Consider the following 16,524-nt stretch of genomic DNA (forward strand, 5'->3'; position numbering starts at 1 on the left):
CACTTTCTCTTTACTCCACACTTGTAGTAGTGGCGCCAACCAATTAAGCGTAACTTCTTGTAACGCACTCTTGGTTAATTGATTATTTTCCTGACGGAACATACGGTTAGCAAATTTAGCTGCTTTTTTGGCTCCACCTTCCAGACCTTCTATACTTACTTTATCCGCAGATTCACGCAAGAAATCAAGGTCAGGCGCCAAATCTTCTTCTAATTCCTCAATGATTTCGTTGAGGTTAGTCAACGGCGCCTCTGGTAACAACTCCCATATGGCGCCTGAATCAAAGCCGTATCTGCTTGGTGGTTTTAATTCTTGACTAAGTAATGATTTGATAACCGCTAATACTGGGCGCAGTTCGTCCAATGCTTCAGGGTTTTCGAGCGCTAACTTCCCAATTGTTTGGTTAAAATCACTCAAGGTGACAGAGATAGATGTATGAGTTTTTAAAAGTGTTGAAGCTTCGTCCCAAAATATCCCACACTCGGAGTATTTATATTCATCCGCAGATGGCAAACTATCAGGATGCGCGCGGATTTGTGGAGCCGCTAACACATGGCATCTTTGATTACGAAAACCATAGCCATAACCACTTGAAGTTTGACAAGCCTTGAACAATGAACATCCCATGCATATAGGGGAATCACCACTTTCAATATGGGGTACATTTTTAGCCTTTAGCTCATTAAACAAATGGTGACGGTGACAATTCCCAGGTGTCAATTTAACGTTTAATTTCTTTCTAGGATGTACTAAAAAAGGCTCTCCACAAGCTGTTTTACGAGTATCATCTATTTCTAACCCATTGTGACGAATTACCAAATCTACGTAGTTTTGTTCTACTGTTTCTGTAGTTGGGTTACGATGATCAGCAGCTAAATAATACAAATGTTCAAGATTAAAGTCTTCTGCGACGGTTAAACTCGCAGAGTATGATTTACCTAAACCAGGTGCCGATAAATCCAAGATATCGTGCCATTTCTTCTCAACAGCCTCCAACCAAATTGATAAGCGCTGCTCGTTGGTGTATTGAATTTTTGGTAAACCCAAATCAACATATTCTTCGGGAGTTGGTAAGTTACCGAGTTTGTAGATAAATACAGGCGCCTGTTTAACAGGAGATATGAGTGGCGCCTCCCCAAAACCCTTAAACTGTTTGGATAAATATTTTCCAAGCTTGCTTAATTCGTGCTTAATATCTTCAAGATGATTTTGGGTACTACGGTGTATAGCCTCAAACTGTGACCATGTAATTATGGAAATGGCGCCATCATACTCATCAGGGTCAGGTGTATCTTTGGTATATTGTCCCCACCAACCAATTTTTAATTCGTAGCCAAGTTTCTTCAACAATTGCTGAGTACGGCGATATTGACGCATTACTTGACGGTTAGCAACGGCGCCTGCGTCAACTTCAAGTACTAATTCCTCAATGCCTCCAAGTTCAATTGCTAATTGGTCTAGGTAAGACTCCAAGGTTTGAGGAGAGCCAGCGAAGTTACCACCTGCGGCGCCTATAACAATCTCTCCACGTTTCTGTGCTGTAATCCAAGGTTTTAGAATACCTTCATTAAGACGTATACGTTTGGATGTTGTGCCACTAATCGGACGGCAACAAGTAAGAGGTAACTCTCCATTGGTTAGGTGGGGTGTTGGTCCATTGGGACGGTTTTTAGTTTGGGACGATGCCCACTTGTATTTACCCTGTTCGGCATCATCTGAATGAAGCTGCCAAGCTATGATTTCTCCATTTGGCGCCCATACTGGACAAAGATAACCAGCTTGGGTGATTAAAGAATCTCCGTTAATCGAAACGCCTGCGAGTTTGTAATTAACCTGAAAATCAAGTTTTTGCCACTGTACGACACTTCTAAACATCCCCTGGTTGATTTGCTCCTCGGTTAATCCGCGATGTTGCAAATCTTCACGATGGTTAGAAAATAAATTTAACTGGGACAAAATTTGATTAATGGCGCCATCACGTTCAGATGTACTTAACAATCTTGGAAATTGTTTGCGTTCTGTGTCTTTACGAGCGCGCGCAATTTGTTCTAGTTCTTGGCGCCGTGCATTCAATTCATCCGTATTTGATTGTCTTTCTACATACATTCCCCATGAACCATCTTTGGTGTTTCCAATGAACTGGAGACCTGGTTGGTTCTGAGTTCCGTCTGCTCCCTCCATACACATATGGAGGTCATCGACTTCACGACATTTACCTGTTGTGTCGCCACATAATATACAGGGATTATGGCGCCTTGTTGGAATTGGTTTATTAGGCATAGAGACTCCTGATAGGTGGAGTCAGTTAGTGCGCTTCTAAAAAAATGCCATGCTTTATCACTTATACAGATGACTTTGAGCCTTAATTTTTGTTAACGTTTTAGAACCTTTTATTTTGTATGTTGGCTCTGGCATTTGGCATCTTTTTACCCAAAGGGATTAAAGCTTTGGGATGGGAGGCGCCCGCTAACCGACTTTTTTTTGCTTATTTTGTCAAGTTGGCTTAAGTAAATTTGTGGGTGCTGTATGGGTTCTACAGGGGCGCAGTTACCTCCATTTACAAATCTTGTGTTAAAAGCGCTTTCTTATTGCTCTGATTGATTAGCGCTCTTGTTTTCATACACGCTCATCTGAGTATCTGAGTGGCACCTAAAAGTCATGCGTTTTTACGGTAAATTAGTGCGAAACATAAATTTACATAAATGTTTGCCCTATTCAACGGCAAAAAGGCAACTAGAAGTGACACCAAAGTACACAAAATTGTCCAATCTCTAGTAAGATGTTGGTGTATGGAACAGAAGAGCGAATACGCCTCTTGGATTTACTATTCAATCCGCCTCCAAGCAGAATTCGGTAAATCTTAGGGTAATTTGCGCTTACTTCACAATTCAATATTTAATTCTTTAGCGATTTTACAGCCAAAGTGTCACTCGTAGAACATCAGAGTAGATATTTTTGGCTGTAAATTTTTGTGTAGTTACGTTGCCCTCCTTGCATCTGTAACAAAATCTTTGTCGCAAACTTGATATTTTTGCATTAATGTAAGTTTAAATCATTTGATACTATTTGTGTACAAATTTTATTTTTTAATCCATAGAAAAAGCATTACAAAATCTCATGTAGCCAATATTACTATATACTTAGTTAATTAATACTGAAAGTGTGCAACATATTTAACATGCGCTTAAAAATAGGATATTTTCTACTGTTAGTTGACAGTATGGCGCTTATCCTCGTATTGAGTTGATGCTTATTTGTTGCCAACCTCTCAAATCATAAATCTGTCTATTGGTTGATTAGAACAGTGGTATTCATGTGTAACAATATATAGTTAACTAATAGATACGCTTTAAACTTATTGCAGCAAAATCAGCAATATTGTCACTTGCACCATTGACATACAACAGCGTTGGTGTAATACTCCTATTTCCAAAAATACCCAAAATTTTATGGGAACCTTAAGACGGCGCCACCTCAGAACCCATACTAATCAATCGACTCTTTAATTCACATATATCGAATTTTGAATGCCTGTAGGTAATGTTGAGCCAACAACAAGTGCTGCTATCCTCCCACATCAAGCCGGTAATACAACTTGTGCTATTGTGTGCCTTCATTTTGCCATAAAGAGTGTCGCTTAACGTTTTGTATCGAGCTTGAAGCGGCGCCGAACAGTCTGTTATAAAATACGACTAATTCATTAACGTGATAAAGTTTTGTAATTTTGTAGCGCTAATATGACCTGATTTTTTCTCGGACAACCATAGGCGCCATGCAAGGTTAGTGTTGAAATGGAGATATATTTATTTTTTGCTTTAGTAACACAAACACGCTGCTTTTCATTTAATTGGCGCCTCCGTCATCGCTCGTATACACCCCAAACATAAGTAACGGCGCCTTCGGTAATAAAAATTTATATAAATATTGTGGTTAGCGGTAAAACGAGTTTAAATAATGGCGCCAAAATCAGAGACGCAAGTTAAAATATCAGATAATCAATTATTTTGGCAAAAGTAAGAACACAAGGGTTAAAAATGCCGCCTAGCATTGCTCCACTAAAAATAAGTATTCTTGAGAAGAGAGCGTTGGAGTACGTAATTAAAACAGGTTCTGATGTCACACGTACCAGAGCCAAGATTCTGCTTGCACTAGCGGTAGGAAAAAGCTTTGCAAAAATTAATAAAGAAATGGGGATAAGTGGGTCAGTCGTAAACCGATGGAGAAATAGGTGGTTGGCAAGTACACAGGCGCCTTCTAACTGGGATGATGCGATTGCCAAAGTCGAAGAAATTGTTGGTGTTGGGATGGGGAGACCCAAGAAGATTAAATCAGTCGAGGAAATTTCTGCAATTATTGAATTAAGCGAATGTAGTAAAGACCAAAAGCCTAGTAAATCAAAGCATCAGCACAACAAACAAGTAGCTGTTGCTGCTGCTCAGAGCGGTTTGCCAGAATTGTCACCAAGAACCATCGGGCGCCTTTTGGAAAAAAATAAACATAAAGAACAATGATTTGGCGCCTCTAATCAAGATAATTAAAAGCTCAACTAATATAGGCGCCATCGCTTGAATCTTGCTTTATAAATTATTTAACTTTTCTCTGGGTTCTGCTCCAAGTAGCGAGAAATTGCATCTGCTATAGCTTCTTCGTTCAATTTGTAGAAAAGTCTGCGTGGCAAGCCATCATATTTAATAAATATGAGTTCTAAATCAACAAGGCGCCCAACAACTGTGTCAAGCTGGCGCCGAGTTAATCCGGTTTTATTAAACCAATCTTCCTTGGTCTTGCTGAACCAACCTTGAGAATCACCATCAGTTGACATCCAGTGATATGCCATTGAAAGAAAAATACCTGCTTTGACATCACCTGTAATTGCAGCCAATACAGGGCTATAAGCAATAGCTGAACCTAACATGGCATCTAAATCATCCCAAGAAAAAGATTGCGTTTTGGCGCCTGTATCTTCGAGAGATGCCTTGGAGTGAGATAATTCAGTCGAGTTAGCAGAGGGAAGCAACATAATAATAAAGCACTTTTATACTCGTTGATTTATATTTATAGCGCAGATTTTTGTTTAAGTCCGAACTACTAGTTAAAACTGGCGCCTATACACAAGCATATGTACTAAAAGTTTTTGTTGACAGTTAGTATTGCAATGATGGCGCCGTCAAACAAAAATTGACTTTTATCGTTCAAAGTTTGGTATCCACTCAACAATCATCGGTCAGTAGATTAAATAATTAGGCGCCTGTATTCACAACCAACTTATTGGCGCCGAGAAATAAAATATTGTTTGAAAAAGCAACTCAAACCGTGCCAATCAATAACTCAGCACTCTTTAAAAGCAATTAATGGAGCCTAAGCTTTTTCAGTATATTTGCGTAATTTAGCTTGAATTAAATGTATTCTATTATGGTGTTATCTGAAAAGTGGGGAGCGATGATAAAACTGTCACATATTCCGAGTATTTTAGTAGGGATGCGCTTTGCTATAGCCCCTTTACTAGTTTTCGATGCTTTAAACCATATAACCAGTTTTTGGTTCATCATCGGTTACGTTATTGCTGTGCTTTCAGACATTTTTGATGGTATTATTGCCCGTCGATTAAAAGTTAGTACAGCTAAACTTCGTCAAGCAGATAGCTGGGCTGATATTTGTTTGTATTTGTGTGTAGCAATTAGTACTTGGTTAGTATATCCCCAAATAATCATCGATTTTCGAGTACCTTTATTATCCGCGATTGCTATCCAGCTAATATTATTTGCGATTAATCTAATCAAGTTTCAGAAATTCCCAAGTTACCACACCTACACTGCTAAAGCATGGGGATTAGCCCTACTTGCGGCGACATTGGGATTATTTGGTTTTAGTTACGCGAACACCCTTTGGTTAGCAATTACGCTTTGTTGGCTCAATAGTTTAGAAGAAATTGCCATGACGCTGTTGTTACCAACTTGGCAATGTGATATTTTGAGTATCTTTCATGCAATAGAGTTACGTAAAATATTGATGCACTCGTCTGAGGATGGAGTATAATTCCGTGAGATTAAAGCGTTTACTCCGCAAACATTTCCCAATTTTATTACTACTGGGTGCAATCTTACTCTTTTTCACAACTCCCTTAAGGAATTTACGATTGGCAAGAGATTCTGTCCCAATGGTTGCAAAAATTAGGTATTTGGGCTGTTCCTTTATTTATCTCCACTTACGTATTGGTAACAATCTTAGGTTTGCCGATAACAATTCATACATTGACTGGAGGCGTGGTTTTTGGTTTGGGATGGGGAAACCTTTGGTCTACATTAGGCGCCACACTGGGGGGAGTAGGAGCATTTTGTCTGACTCGGTATCCCCAATCGAGATTGGGCAGCAGCAAAATTCGGTCAACATAAATTGTTGAATTCAGGGCATCAAGCACTCGAACGCAATCCCTTTTCCCTTGTTCTATCTTTACGCTTTGCCCCGATAGCTCCGTTTAATATTATTAACTTTCTATTGGCACTTACCACAATCAACTTAAAGATTTATACGCTTGCAACCTTAATTGGAGTAATTCCAGGGACGATTGCTTATACCTGGTTGGGAGCTTCTGGAAAGACCGCTCTACAACGAAGAGATGCGTCCTCGTTTATATTCGCCTCAGTTTTTTTGGTATTGTTATCGGTATCACCTTGTTATTTTAACGCTGGTGGAAGTAGTAACAAATTTAGTACGCGCTTTGTACGCAAGAGGCGCCTGCTTTCCTCATGCATAACTATCTATTAATTTGACATATTCTTGAGCGACTTCTAATTGCTCTTGGTTAAGTAAAGCTAAATGTTTTTGATAAAATTTGGGTTTGTATTTCAATGCAGAATACACAGAGTCGGTAAATGCATAACCGCTGTTGTTGTTTAGGGAATAAATCATAAAAACAGGTAAGTAGTAGCGAAATCCTTTTGAGTCGAGAAACCCAAAAGAATCTCCTAACTCTTCTAGAAAATATGACGGAATATCTTGCCATCTTTGTTCAAAAGTCATTTTTTGACTTATTTTCCTTGCTTCTTCTATGCTACACCAATCGTCGAGCGCTCTTGCCCCATACAAAGAAAGCCCGTCTTCAAGGCTGACACCATTAAAAGCTTGATTAATTTTTTCAATCAATTTTAGTTTCATATTTTCTAATAAACGTTCTACAGGTTGCCAGTTAGAGTCTCGAATATCTCGTTCATTGGCACGACGAACATAATTTAACCATTCCTGATCACAGGCGCCGAATTCAATAAAATTAAGTTGGGCTTGACGCAAAGAAAGGAAACGATTACCTACCCAGTTAGAATTGTCTGCTTCATCAACCCAAAAACAAATTGGGCAGAATAGATTTGTACTCCTGTGTTGTGATTCCAGAGTCAAGTAACCACAACAAGGACAAGGGTAAAGTTTGTTTGTTTTAATTTCCATAATAAGTATATATATAAAATATAAATATACGCTCTGGGCGCCGTAATCGTTATATAAAAGATAAATCCGCGCGCTTGTATATATATTTTTTATCATTGTGAGGCGCCTACTGATGCCAGCATTTGGAAGTCTGGAAATAATGAGCGAAATGTCATGCGTGGTGGTTCGTGGTTTTACAATCCACAGCTTTGCCGTTCAGCTTTTCGTTACTCCAACGACCTCAACAATTTTCTTGACGATATAGGTTTTCGTGTAGTATGTGATGTTGCAGTAAGAAATTCTCAGGCGCCTAATTCAAAGCTTGATTAACAGCAGCCAATTTTTGTTCTAATAACTCCTTCAGTTCAGTTAACTGTTCTGTACTGGCGCCTTCTATAGTTCCCTGCGTGAGTACATTGATTTTTTGTATAACTACTTTAATCTCTTTCGATTCGGTCTTTTCTTTTTTGAGATACTTTGCTTTAATTTCCTTAATCAACGCGCGTGTTTCTGGTACAGTCAGATTTTTCTTTAAAACTTTATCAGTAGCCCACGCGCGTTCTTTTAATGCAGTATCTTCTAAAACCTTCAATGAAGTTGCAGTAAGTGTAGATAACGCTAATGCATGGGCGCCTTTCAATCCATTAGACCTAATTGCTTTTTTAAGGTCTTGGGGTAAAGATAACATTGGCATTAAGTTAGTTCGGAAGGAAACGGGATTTAAACCGAGTTCGAGTAAAATTAGAAACATATCTTGTTCGGCACCTTCTACTTTCAACTCGCTTAAACCTTGTTGCTGCTCCTCACTACTAACATCAATTAATTTTGCTAGCTCCTTGACTTTACTATCACGCTCGATACGCTTAATTACGGTAGCAAGTGTTGTAGATATTTCCGACTCTTCAAAATCTGTAGTTTTGACTATTTCTTTGATAATAGCTTCTACTTTATCCAAGGGGTTCAAATCTTCAAAACCAAGAAACGTTAATAGTGAAGATTGTTCTAAATCTTGTGGTTGGGGTACAATTACCGCACGTATTGTCTCCCATCCTAAAAAGCGCGCGGCTTCCCATCTCAGTTGCCCATCCAGCAACATATAACGATTATCTTTGTACGGTACTAAAATTACCGATGTTATTTGACCGTGCTTTTTGAGTAATCGTGCTTTATTTTGAATCGAGGCGCCTGTAATTGTTTGTCTTGGTTGGTTAGGGTTAGGGTCAATCAAATTCACATCAACTTCTACTTCCCCAGATGACTGTTGTATTTGACTACGTAACTTTTCTATTTCTGCTTCTAGTTCTGGCGCCGATACTGCACGTAATTGTTCAACTTCTGCTTGTAATTCGGCAATTTTCTTCTCCTGCTCGGTTTTTTGAACCGCTCCCTTGAACTTGGTGTTTATTTGGGGTAAAGCGCGCGCCATTATCTTCCACCTTTATTTTTGTTTGATTAATTTAACTACGTCTGATGCGATTTGGTCAAAGTCTTTACAAGCTGGATGTAACTGGCGCCATTTTTGGAGTGGGATACCATAAGCACTCGCATTCTTAAATTCGTTTGAACTCCTAACTGCTGGGAACAGTTTGATTTCTAATTGTTCTGTGATACTGGGTAACTGTTCTAAATATTGACGGTGCATTGCTATTTTAGAATCATACATACTAGGTACAAATCCTAAAATTGGTGGTCGTGGTTCTAATTGTAATTCGTCTGCTGTTGTTACACACCACTCAACAAGTTCCGCTGAACCTGCAATCGCTTTCATCTCTAACTGAATAGGAACCAATACATGGGTTGCGGCTGCTAGAGCATTGACTGTTAACATGCCTAGTGTTGCTGGGCAATCAATAATAACTAAGTCGTGAGGTAAGGGATATTTTTTTAATCTATCGAAGAGTGTGTACTCTCCGCGCTTACGAATTACTAAGTCATTTGCTACTTCCGCTACTGTTGGATGTCCCTGGCAAACCTCAACTCCTGAGTCTTCCCAAACAGGCGCCAGTTTCCAATTTCCCTTAAAATCCTTGGATAATACTTGGGCAATTGTACTTGAAACATCGGCGCCTTCTAACCCACAAAAGACATCCAATGACCGTTGAGGGTCTAAATCTAAAAGTGCGACCGTTCGCTTACGACGACTTACTTCATACGCTAGATGCACACCAAGCGTTGTTTTACCTACTCCACCTGCATTTGCGAGTATCGCTAATACTACTTGCATATATTCAATATTCCACCTGCATGTAGCTTTATAAAGTACTACACTTTGGCGCAATTTGATATTATATTTTTTGTCGAATTTTAAAATTCGACAGGTGTATACCGAATTGCTCATACCACGTATACTATATGTTTCTCTAGTCTGATAATGTAATGATTAAGACCTTCTATTCTGCGTTCTTAACTGTTGCCATAATTATTCCAACACCTGTTTATACACAAGTGCAACAAGGCTATCCAGCTCCTTCTAATGTGCCAGGTGATTTTGGTGATGGATAATGGTTACGCGCGTAAACCTGGTGTGCCCCTTCCACCGGATTCTTGGGGTAATGAAGCATTTGAAGAAGTTGTTTTAAAAGATTTAATACCATTGATTGACCGCAATTATCGCACGATTACAAACAGGGAATATCGAGCAATCGCTGGACTTTCGATGGGTGGCGGGCAAGCTTTGGAGACTGGTCTATCAAATTTGGATAAGTTTGCTTGGGTTGGTGGCTTTAGTTCTTTACTTAAAGATTTTGATGTTAAAAAATCTTATAGTGGAGTTTTCAATAATCCAAGAGAGGCAAATCGAAAGCTGCGTCTACTTTGGCTGGGTTGTAGTACAGAAGATGGTTTGTTAGCAGCTAATACTACAGCACATGAAGAATTAACCTCATTTGGAATTAAACACGTATGGGTAACAGGTTCTGGCGCCCATGAATGGCAAGTTTGGCGCCAATATCTATATAATTTTGCTAGCTTACTGTTCAAGTAAGTGTAGCTAATCTTATTGGAAGCAAAAGAAAATTTGACCTAGCAATTCGCAATTTCCCGGTATAGGGACATAAACGCAATTGAAAATTATATTTGTGAATTGCTTTACATGTGCGTTCACGCAGTGTTCCGCAGGAAAGCAAATTTATTAATTGTATGCTGGGTACAAGCCCACACCTTCATGTCCCTAAGCAGGGAAAATCGTAGATTTGGACGACCCTTTAACCAATTACTTAGATAACTTAATGCGGCGCCCCGCATTTATGCGCGCGGAGTCGCGATTTTTATGCCAAGGTTCATAAAGCTTCATGAGGCTGTCGCATTTACAAACGGCGCCTAACCCAAAGCTTGATTAACAGCAGCTAATTAAAGTTCTAACAATTCCTTGAGTTCAGTTAGCTGTGTCGGCGCCAAATTTTATGTCATACACGAATCAGATTCCAAACCAACCGCCTGTATCGCCACCAGCCCATCCGGCGCCTTTTGCTGTAGGAAATGTTTGATTACAAAGGTCTTTAAATTCTTGAGCAGCACTTATATCTTGAGCTTCATAACCAATTGGATGAAATATTCTTCCAATATATTTACCTTGGAGGCGAATTTGACCCATTACATAAATATCACCACCTACAGAATAAATGCTTTCTTCTTTGTTTCGAGAATAGCAAGCAATGTAACCACCATCACTTCCTTGGTATTTATTAACCGTTGGCAGTACTCTTTCTTCGTACCCAGGAGCATTCCAATTAACTACACTACCTTCTGCTCCAACGTAAACTTTAAAATCCTCTGGCAACCAATAGTTCATTTCTTCTGCCTTTGCAATTCCTGACAAACATAGCAACACTGTAGCTGTAATTGTAGTAATTTTCTTATACATGTGTTTAATCAAACATAATCTTTTTATTTTATACTGAAAAATGCTGAAAGTTCAGGCGCCTATCATTCATCACTCCACTCACAAGTTGGGCACATGAACTGTTCAGCTAAAAGTTCTTGATTAGAAAACTTGTAATTACAATTCGGACAGGCGCCTGTAAATAGTGGGTGTTTATCAAGTAGTACTAGCTTTTCTTCAATAGTGCGATTTTGTAATGGTTGTTTGATAACTTGCCCGTTATAAAGGGCGCCGATTTCAGGAGCGTAATATATACATGAATTTCCCTTTACTCCATCAGGGAAAACTTCGCAAAAGAAGAAAGGATTGTTGCAATAAAAGCGGCAATTCGGACATTCGGGTAATTGGCGTACCGCACGGGGCTTAATCATAAGTAGTAGATGTGTTTTATCTACCGTAACATTTGAAACATCCAGATGTCTGTTGGTAGAAACACGCGAACACAGTTTTATAGAAGAACGCCGCACGTGTTATGTTCAAAGCACTTATCAATTAAACGGCGCCCCTAATTTATTATCAATAATCATTGCTTATTGACATATGGTTCGATTCAAAATGACCCTACTTCGCATACCTTGTTAGGATATATGAACAAGCAGAGGAGCCTTGGTGCCGCAGGGGATGTTGAAATGAGGTCAAACGCAGTGCTAGAGGGAGATTAGCGCCGTAGTGAGGAGTATATCTGATAAGCGCGATATCCTACAGTTAGATGTAACTAAGGTGTAAGTAAGGTTATACACGATTGACGCGCGCTAACTATATTGTGATAGTTAAATACTAAATTAAAATTATAATTTGGTTGACAAACATTTGGAATAGAGAAGCAAGTTTAAAGTTAGGTGTAACTAAGGTGCAACCTTAGTGTTATGTTGAGTAAAAGTAGTGTGGAATACAACCGCAATACGGAAATATTGATTTTCAAGCAAGAATAATTTATAAGACGGTGCCAACTGTAAATCAAAACTAGCTGTTCTAATAATATAAGTAGAATGATTGGGAGCCTACTAATGTACTTGAACTATAATCAAAAGAGTTATTATTTTTATCATAGCAAGCGTGCGAATGGCGCCTATTATAAGTATATTTTCATAAATTTATATTCTTGGCGCGTGCGATAAGAATTTGTTTGGTAACATGATTCAATGATAAGATTTTTTTTGACATTAATCTCTGCTACATAGTCTACTGTTCCAACAATACAATCGATTGAAAATTTGACATTATTAACTTCATTATCTACTACATAATGACCACTAGAAGAATCTTCATAATCTTTTTCAAACCAGGCTAAAAATGGTTTTGGTGCATCAAATATACATACTTCAATGACAGTATAGTCAGGGTAGAATTTGATATAATGATAATAATTACCTGCTCGATGTTGATATGCACCGTCAAAACGAATTAAATAATATTTTTCACAAAACTCCTTTAATTTAGCTTTAATCTTCGGCGCCTTAATATTGCCCAAAATCTTATAAGCCTGGGTTCTGACTAATACATCAGAATCATCTAAAGCTTGAATAACAAGGCTTAGTCCTTCACGCCCGTATTTAATAGCTTCAGTTAAAGCTGCAATTCGATGCTCAACAACTGGCGCCCATAACCGTTGCTTAACTCCTTGTATTCCACCTAAAACTACGGCGCCTGTATTAATATCCTCATTCCCTATAACTGCGTCGTATTTACCAGGCTGATTAATATTGTTCATAACATAAATCTAATTATTATTTTTATATAATAACAGGTGACGAAAATAATTTTGTTATAAAATAATATAGCCTCATTGACAATCTAAATTATATGTAAAATTATATATAAAAATAGTAGATTTTTTTGAATAAATGAGTAATAATATTATCTGTGAAGATAAAAATCCTCACATCAAATCTTGAACAATAAGGAGGTAATATAAATTGACTTCTAAGGGCAACAATGGGCATCGTAAAGATGTCAAGCCCAACGACCTCGAAGTTTTTGAGCCTGCATTTATGCCTGGTGAAGAAGATGATGAGAAAGTTGGGTATTTCAAAGCTGACATCAAGGGAGAGGAAGGAGAGATTGTAGATAAACTCCCTACAGAGTTAACAAACGAACCTTCAACTCCCAACGACGAAAGCTCCGAAGACTCATAGGAGTCGTTACTGGTAATCAAATATACGGTTCCTCAACTCTGACCAGTTGAGGTTTTCTTGATTCTATAATTATTATAACGATGAAAGATATTAACGATACGACGGTAGTTTTACCTGATTACATTCGCATAATCGAGCATAAGCCTTCAGGATGGCTATTCAAAGCGATGAAGCCATTTTCAACTTACAAGAATGTGGATATTAACAACTTTGAATTACTGTATGGGATTAATAAGCAGCAAATTTTGATTGAATTATTCCGTACAAGTGGTGGTAAACTTGGTTACTACATTGCTGACCTGCGCCGTAAAAAGTATTATTACTGCGGCGCCGAAGCAGAAATGGTTAAGCAAAAACTTTTAGAAATCGGTATTGGTCGTGTTGACCCTATGGAAAATGCATAAAATATTAATAACTGTTAACTTTTAGATAGGTTGAAGTGGATTAAGGGTAGGCACCGTTTTCTATACTACCATCAGGCGCCAGCCTCCATTACTTGTTGAAACTTCAGGATAATGTATTGTCCGTAATGATATCCACTCCTTGATAATTGCTTTTAAGCGCGCGTCTGCCAAAAGATAAGACAATCCTGTGTCCGCGAACGCTTCACCTGCATCGGCGCCGATATAAATCATGATTATCACCTTTACCGTAAATAATTTTGTAATTCTACTATTTCTGCTGTTGAATATTAACAAGAAGGCGTCGATAATGCAGGCAAAAGAACCCTCAAAGTCCGCGACATTCGCCCAATGAATTTACGTGCAAAATAGCGATTATAAAATAATACTTGGCGCCATGAATCAAAATATAACAGGCTAATCCATAGCACTCACTTCGGAGGCGCCGATAAAAATATATAACAGTTAGGGGATATGAGGGGAGTTAATTCACCCCCATATACTAAAAACTTTTAAATTAATTTAAATCTCTGTTGATTATATCAATCAATCTTAATAATATTGCTTCCAAGCTATTTAAAGCAGCGTTTGTAGTGCGTTGATGCTCTGTAAAATTTTGACGCATGGTTTCATGGCTATCGCGTAATTCCAGCAATACTTCGTCTAAAACTGCACTACGACCTAACACGCGCGTGACATCGTTTGATAGACTTCTTACTTCGTACTGCGTGTTTTCCAATTGCTCCTGAGTACGTTCTATCTGCGCTTGGGTGCGCTCGATTTGAGCGTCTGTTTGTAGCTGCCTGCGTGTCAATTCTGCTAATAAAGTGTAAACTTCCTGTGATGGATTACTTGCATCAGTCATCTAAAACCTCCGTGCGAGTTTGGATACCCGTAACTTCAGTTGGGGGAGGAAAAACGAGTCAGCAGAATAAATTCTGCTTATTATTTTGGCTTTAGTAAGCATAAGAATAACCATCTTTCTTGTGGACACTTTTACAGTTTTTATAACTAACTCCTTGAACTAATCCTATTTTGGTCAAGATGTTGAAACTACCAGTAGTTCGGACTGCAACGCGACCTATATAGATACCGACCTTCTTACCTTTTGTTACAACTGCTTTAACAATATCGCCAGTTTGGAAACCATATACATACTTGTTTCTTGGCACATATCTTGATGGAAAACCATATTTATCTGTTCTACACATTTGGCGTGTACCATGCCCTTTTGCTGTAATAATTAATGGTTTGATTCCCTTAATTATTAATTTAGGAGTTGATTCGCCAACACATGCAGCATCAACCCAGTGTGCTTTTTCTAGTCCCTGATTAGTCCGGTTAAATTGAGTTAATCCTCCACTGCCTGTTTCAACTGGTAAACCAGCTTTCTTCAGTGCATTCAATAATGTAAATCTAGTTGTATTTACTGCCGCTGCTGAAGCTAAAGGTTTTTTAGCTTGCTTTAATATTAATTCTAGTTTTTGAGGTTCTTTGTTCAAGAAATCCTTTATGTCTTTAGTTCCTTTTTTTAAGTTACATTTCTGACAAGTTAAGGTTAAATTCGATATTCTGTTACTACCTCCTTTTGCCTTGGCGTGAATGTGTTCTACTTGTAGGGGTACATGCTCTACACCACAATAAGCGCATTTTCTACCCCATTTTTCTAACAAGTATTGTCGTGTTTCGTAACCAGCTAGTGTTCCTTGTTGATATTCAATTCCAGATATTTCTGGATTCTCCATTTTCTGCATATCAAACCTTACTAGCTCTTGACTAATGTCACTAATATTCGCAATTTTTTGTAATCGTTTTACCCAGGTAATTATGTTATCAATACGGCTCTGTAGGCTTGGTGGAATCCAACCTTCTTTTCGTCTGCGGTTATTAAATCTTGGGGCACGATATCTTATTTTTCTATTTCTACGTCCTCTGCGTAATTGCCTCCTTGAAGTTAATGCTTCTCTAATTTGAAAGCCTCTATGTTGTATTTCTGCTGCAAAAACTACTTCGCCAGTCGTATCGTTTACCAATGTCAAACCAGTTGTTTTTGCACCGGGGTCAAGCTTCAAGCGCAAGGGTTGAACTTCTACTTCTGGTTTCGCTTCCTTTAAGATTAAAGTGAAAGGAAAGCGTCGCCATATTGCTGCTTTCTTGTTCTTTAAAAGTTGTCTTGCTTGTGCTGGATGTATTGGATTTAACGGTTGCTGATTCGTATCAAGTAAAAATATTTTGGACATATGTCCCTCCATTACTGGGTGATGTTAGCTTCGTTAATGTTCTAAACGCTTGTTAGGTTAGCCACACTTCCTTAACCCGATAAAGATGTTTAATGACTAACGACATTGCTGAATGGATACCCACCTATAGTGGACGGACTAGCTACGCATCCGTAGGTGTCGTGACGATTAGAACGTAGTCAGTTAAGACTTAAACTGGTCAGCTATTCCTAAAGTCAAAAGGCTTCTAGCAAGCTAGATGCCCCGTCTCTTTAGAGCGGGGTTGCTGACTAGACATCTCCTATTAAATTATTTGCTACTATAGAAAATTATATCATGTTAATGCATAATTATTAATTATTTAATTGCTATTAATGTAATTTAAATATTAGCAAATATTATTTCATTTATATTGTTTTTTTCTAGAGCGGTAAAACTTGCTAGATATCGCCTGGAAGCATAGTAAACTC

Annotated in this window: 19 protein-coding genes and 1 pseudogene; 8 read left to right on the top strand and 12 right to left on the bottom strand. The window is 38.4% G+C overall.

Features of this window, described 5'->3' with window-relative positions; genetic code table 11:
• Window positions 1-2,280 (bottom strand): annotated as a pseudogene (locus DSM106972_RS46865) (hypothetical protein); the annotation flags it as partial.
• A gap of 1,754 nt (window positions 2,281-4,034) precedes the next feature.
• Between DSM106972_RS46865 and DSM106972_RS46870 the strand changes: the two are divergent.
• Window positions 4,035-4,511: a helix-turn-helix domain-containing protein gene (locus DSM106972_RS46870; RefSeq protein ID WP_233786961.1), complete on the top strand. Its 477-nt coding sequence runs from the start codon at window positions 4,035-4,037 to the stop codon at window positions 4,509-4,511.
• Window positions 4,512-4,588: 77 nt separating this feature from the next.
• On the opposite strand, the gene DSM106972_RS46875 is transcribed toward DSM106972_RS46870, so the two are convergent.
• Window positions 4,589-5,020: a hypothetical protein gene (locus tag DSM106972_RS46875; RefSeq protein WP_127087135.1), complete on the bottom strand. Its 432-nt coding sequence runs from the start codon at window positions 5,018-5,020 to the stop codon at window positions 4,589-4,591.
• Between the two features lie 392 nt (window positions 5,021-5,412).
• Between DSM106972_RS46875 and DSM106972_RS46880 the strand changes: the two genes are divergently transcribed.
• Entirely contained in the window at window positions 5,413-6,036 is a 624-nt protein-coding gene (locus DSM106972_RS46880; RefSeq protein ID WP_325052283.1) for a CDP-alcohol phosphatidyltransferase family protein, read from the top strand.
• Between the two features lie 208 nt (window positions 6,037-6,244).
• On the opposite strand, the gene DSM106972_RS54505 is transcribed toward DSM106972_RS46880, so the two are convergent.
• Window positions 6,245-6,418, bottom strand: a complete 174-nt coding sequence (locus tag DSM106972_RS54505) for a hypothetical protein (protein ID WP_222596565.1) — start codon at window positions 6,416-6,418, stop codon at window positions 6,245-6,247.
• Here DSM106972_RS54505 and DSM106972_RS56105 point away from each other — a divergent pair.
• Window positions 6,397-6,765, top strand: a complete 369-nt coding sequence (locus tag DSM106972_RS56105; protein ID WP_222596564.1) for a TVP38/TMEM64 family protein — start codon at window positions 6,397-6,399, stop codon at window positions 6,763-6,765. The two genes, DSM106972_RS54505 and DSM106972_RS56105, sit on opposite strands and share 22 nt — an antisense overlap.
• Here DSM106972_RS56105 and DSM106972_RS46890 read toward each other — a convergent pair.
• The gene (locus tag DSM106972_RS46890; protein ID WP_158632999.1) at window positions 6,745-7,440 is read right to left on the bottom strand and encodes a DUF6714 family protein; all 696 of its coding nucleotides are present in this window, start codon (window positions 7,438-7,440) and stop codon (window positions 6,745-6,747) included. The genes DSM106972_RS56105 and DSM106972_RS46890 overlap by 21 nt on opposite strands.
• Before the next feature lie 120 nt (window positions 7,441-7,560).
• Here DSM106972_RS46890 and DSM106972_RS54510 point away from each other — a divergent pair, with 120 nt between their 5' ends.
• The gene (locus tag DSM106972_RS54510) at window positions 7,561-7,749 is read left to right on the top strand and encodes an SUMF1/EgtB/PvdO family nonheme iron enzyme (protein ID WP_524536100.1); all 189 of its coding nucleotides are present in this window, start codon (window positions 7,561-7,563) and stop codon (window positions 7,747-7,749) included.
• On the opposite strand, the gene DSM106972_RS46900 is transcribed toward DSM106972_RS54510, so the two are convergent.
• Together DSM106972_RS46900 and DSM106972_RS46905 are read right to left on the bottom strand one after the other, a co-directional pair.
• Complete coding sequence (locus tag DSM106972_RS46900; RefSeq protein WP_127087138.1) at window positions 7,730-8,845, bottom strand: ParB/RepB/Spo0J family partition protein; 1,116 nt, start codon at window positions 8,843-8,845, stop codon at window positions 7,730-7,732. The genes DSM106972_RS54510 and DSM106972_RS46900 overlap by 20 nt on opposite strands.
• Before the next feature lie 12 nt (window positions 8,846-8,857).
• Complete coding sequence (locus DSM106972_RS46905; RefSeq protein WP_127087139.1) at window positions 8,858-9,643, bottom strand: ParA family protein; 786 nt, start codon at window positions 9,641-9,643, stop codon at window positions 8,858-8,860.
• 152 nt (window positions 9,644-9,795) lie between these two features.
• Here DSM106972_RS46905 and DSM106972_RS55240 point away from each other — a divergent pair, with 152 nt between their 5' ends.
• Together DSM106972_RS55240 and DSM106972_RS46910 are read left to right on the top strand one after the other, a co-directional pair.
• Window positions 9,796-9,921: a hypothetical protein gene (locus DSM106972_RS55240; protein ID WP_267901236.1), complete on the top strand. Its 126-nt coding sequence runs from the start codon at window positions 9,796-9,798 to the stop codon at window positions 9,919-9,921.
• A complete protein-coding gene (locus DSM106972_RS46910) occupies window positions 9,914-10,402 on the top strand; it encodes an alpha/beta hydrolase (protein ID WP_158633000.1) in 489 nt (162 codons plus the stop codon). Before DSM106972_RS55240 ends, DSM106972_RS46910 begins: the two co-directional genes overlap by 8 nt.
• Window positions 10,403-10,834: 432 nt before the next feature.
• On the opposite strand, the gene DSM106972_RS46915 is transcribed toward DSM106972_RS46910, so the two are convergent.
• The 3 genes from DSM106972_RS46915 to DSM106972_RS46925 form a co-directional block, all read right to left on the bottom strand.
• The gene (locus DSM106972_RS46915) at window positions 10,835-11,281 is read right to left on the bottom strand and encodes a hypothetical protein (protein ID WP_233786959.1); all 447 of its coding nucleotides are present in this window, start codon (window positions 11,279-11,281) and stop codon (window positions 10,835-10,837) included.
• 62 nt (window positions 11,282-11,343) lie between these two features.
• Entirely contained in the window at window positions 11,344-11,670 is a 327-nt protein-coding gene (locus DSM106972_RS46920) for a hypothetical protein (protein WP_127087141.1), read from the bottom strand.
• A 701-nt stretch (window positions 11,671-12,371) separates the two neighbouring features.
• Window positions 12,372-13,010 (bottom strand): HEAT repeat domain-containing protein, encoded by a 639-nt coding sequence (locus tag DSM106972_RS46925; protein ID WP_127087142.1) that lies wholly within the window; start codon window positions 13,008-13,010, stop codon window positions 12,372-12,374.
• A gap of 205 nt (window positions 13,011-13,215) precedes the next feature.
• On the opposite strand from DSM106972_RS46925, the gene DSM106972_RS46930 reads away from it, so the two are divergent.
• Window positions 13,216-13,434, top strand: a complete 219-nt coding sequence (locus DSM106972_RS46930; RefSeq protein WP_127087143.1) for a hypothetical protein — start codon at window positions 13,216-13,218, stop codon at window positions 13,432-13,434.
• An 80-nt stretch (window positions 13,435-13,514) separates the two neighbouring features.
• The gene (locus tag DSM106972_RS46935) at window positions 13,515-13,838 is read left to right on the top strand and encodes a hypothetical protein (protein ID WP_127087144.1); all 324 of its coding nucleotides are present in this window, start codon (window positions 13,515-13,517) and stop codon (window positions 13,836-13,838) included.
• A 60-nt stretch (window positions 13,839-13,898) separates the two neighbouring features.
• Here the strand turns inward: DSM106972_RS46935 and DSM106972_RS51905 are convergent, their stop codons facing one another.
• The 3 genes from DSM106972_RS51905 to iscB form a co-directional block, all read right to left on the bottom strand.
• Window positions 13,899-14,069, bottom strand: a complete 171-nt coding sequence (locus tag DSM106972_RS51905; protein WP_158633001.1) for a hypothetical protein — start codon at window positions 14,067-14,069, stop codon at window positions 13,899-13,901.
• A gap of 283 nt (window positions 14,070-14,352) precedes the next feature.
• Complete coding sequence (locus tag DSM106972_RS46940) at window positions 14,353-14,700, bottom strand: hypothetical protein (RefSeq protein ID WP_127087145.1); 348 nt, start codon at window positions 14,698-14,700, stop codon at window positions 14,353-14,355.
• A 91-nt stretch (window positions 14,701-14,791) separates the two neighbouring features.
• Window positions 14,792-16,075 carry an RNA-guided endonuclease IscB gene (gene iscB / locus DSM106972_RS46945; RefSeq protein WP_127087146.1) on the bottom strand — a complete coding sequence of 428 codons (1,284 nt, stop codon included), beginning with the start codon at window positions 16,073-16,075 and terminating at the stop codon, window positions 14,792-14,794.
• Between the last annotated feature and the right edge of the window lie 449 nt (window positions 16,076-16,524).

Origin of the sequence: Dulcicalothrix desertica PCC 7102 (genome assembly GCF_003991905.1) — a bacterium.
GTDB lineage: Bacteria > Cyanobacteriota > Cyanobacteriia > Cyanobacteriales > Nostocaceae > Dulcicalothrix > Dulcicalothrix desertica.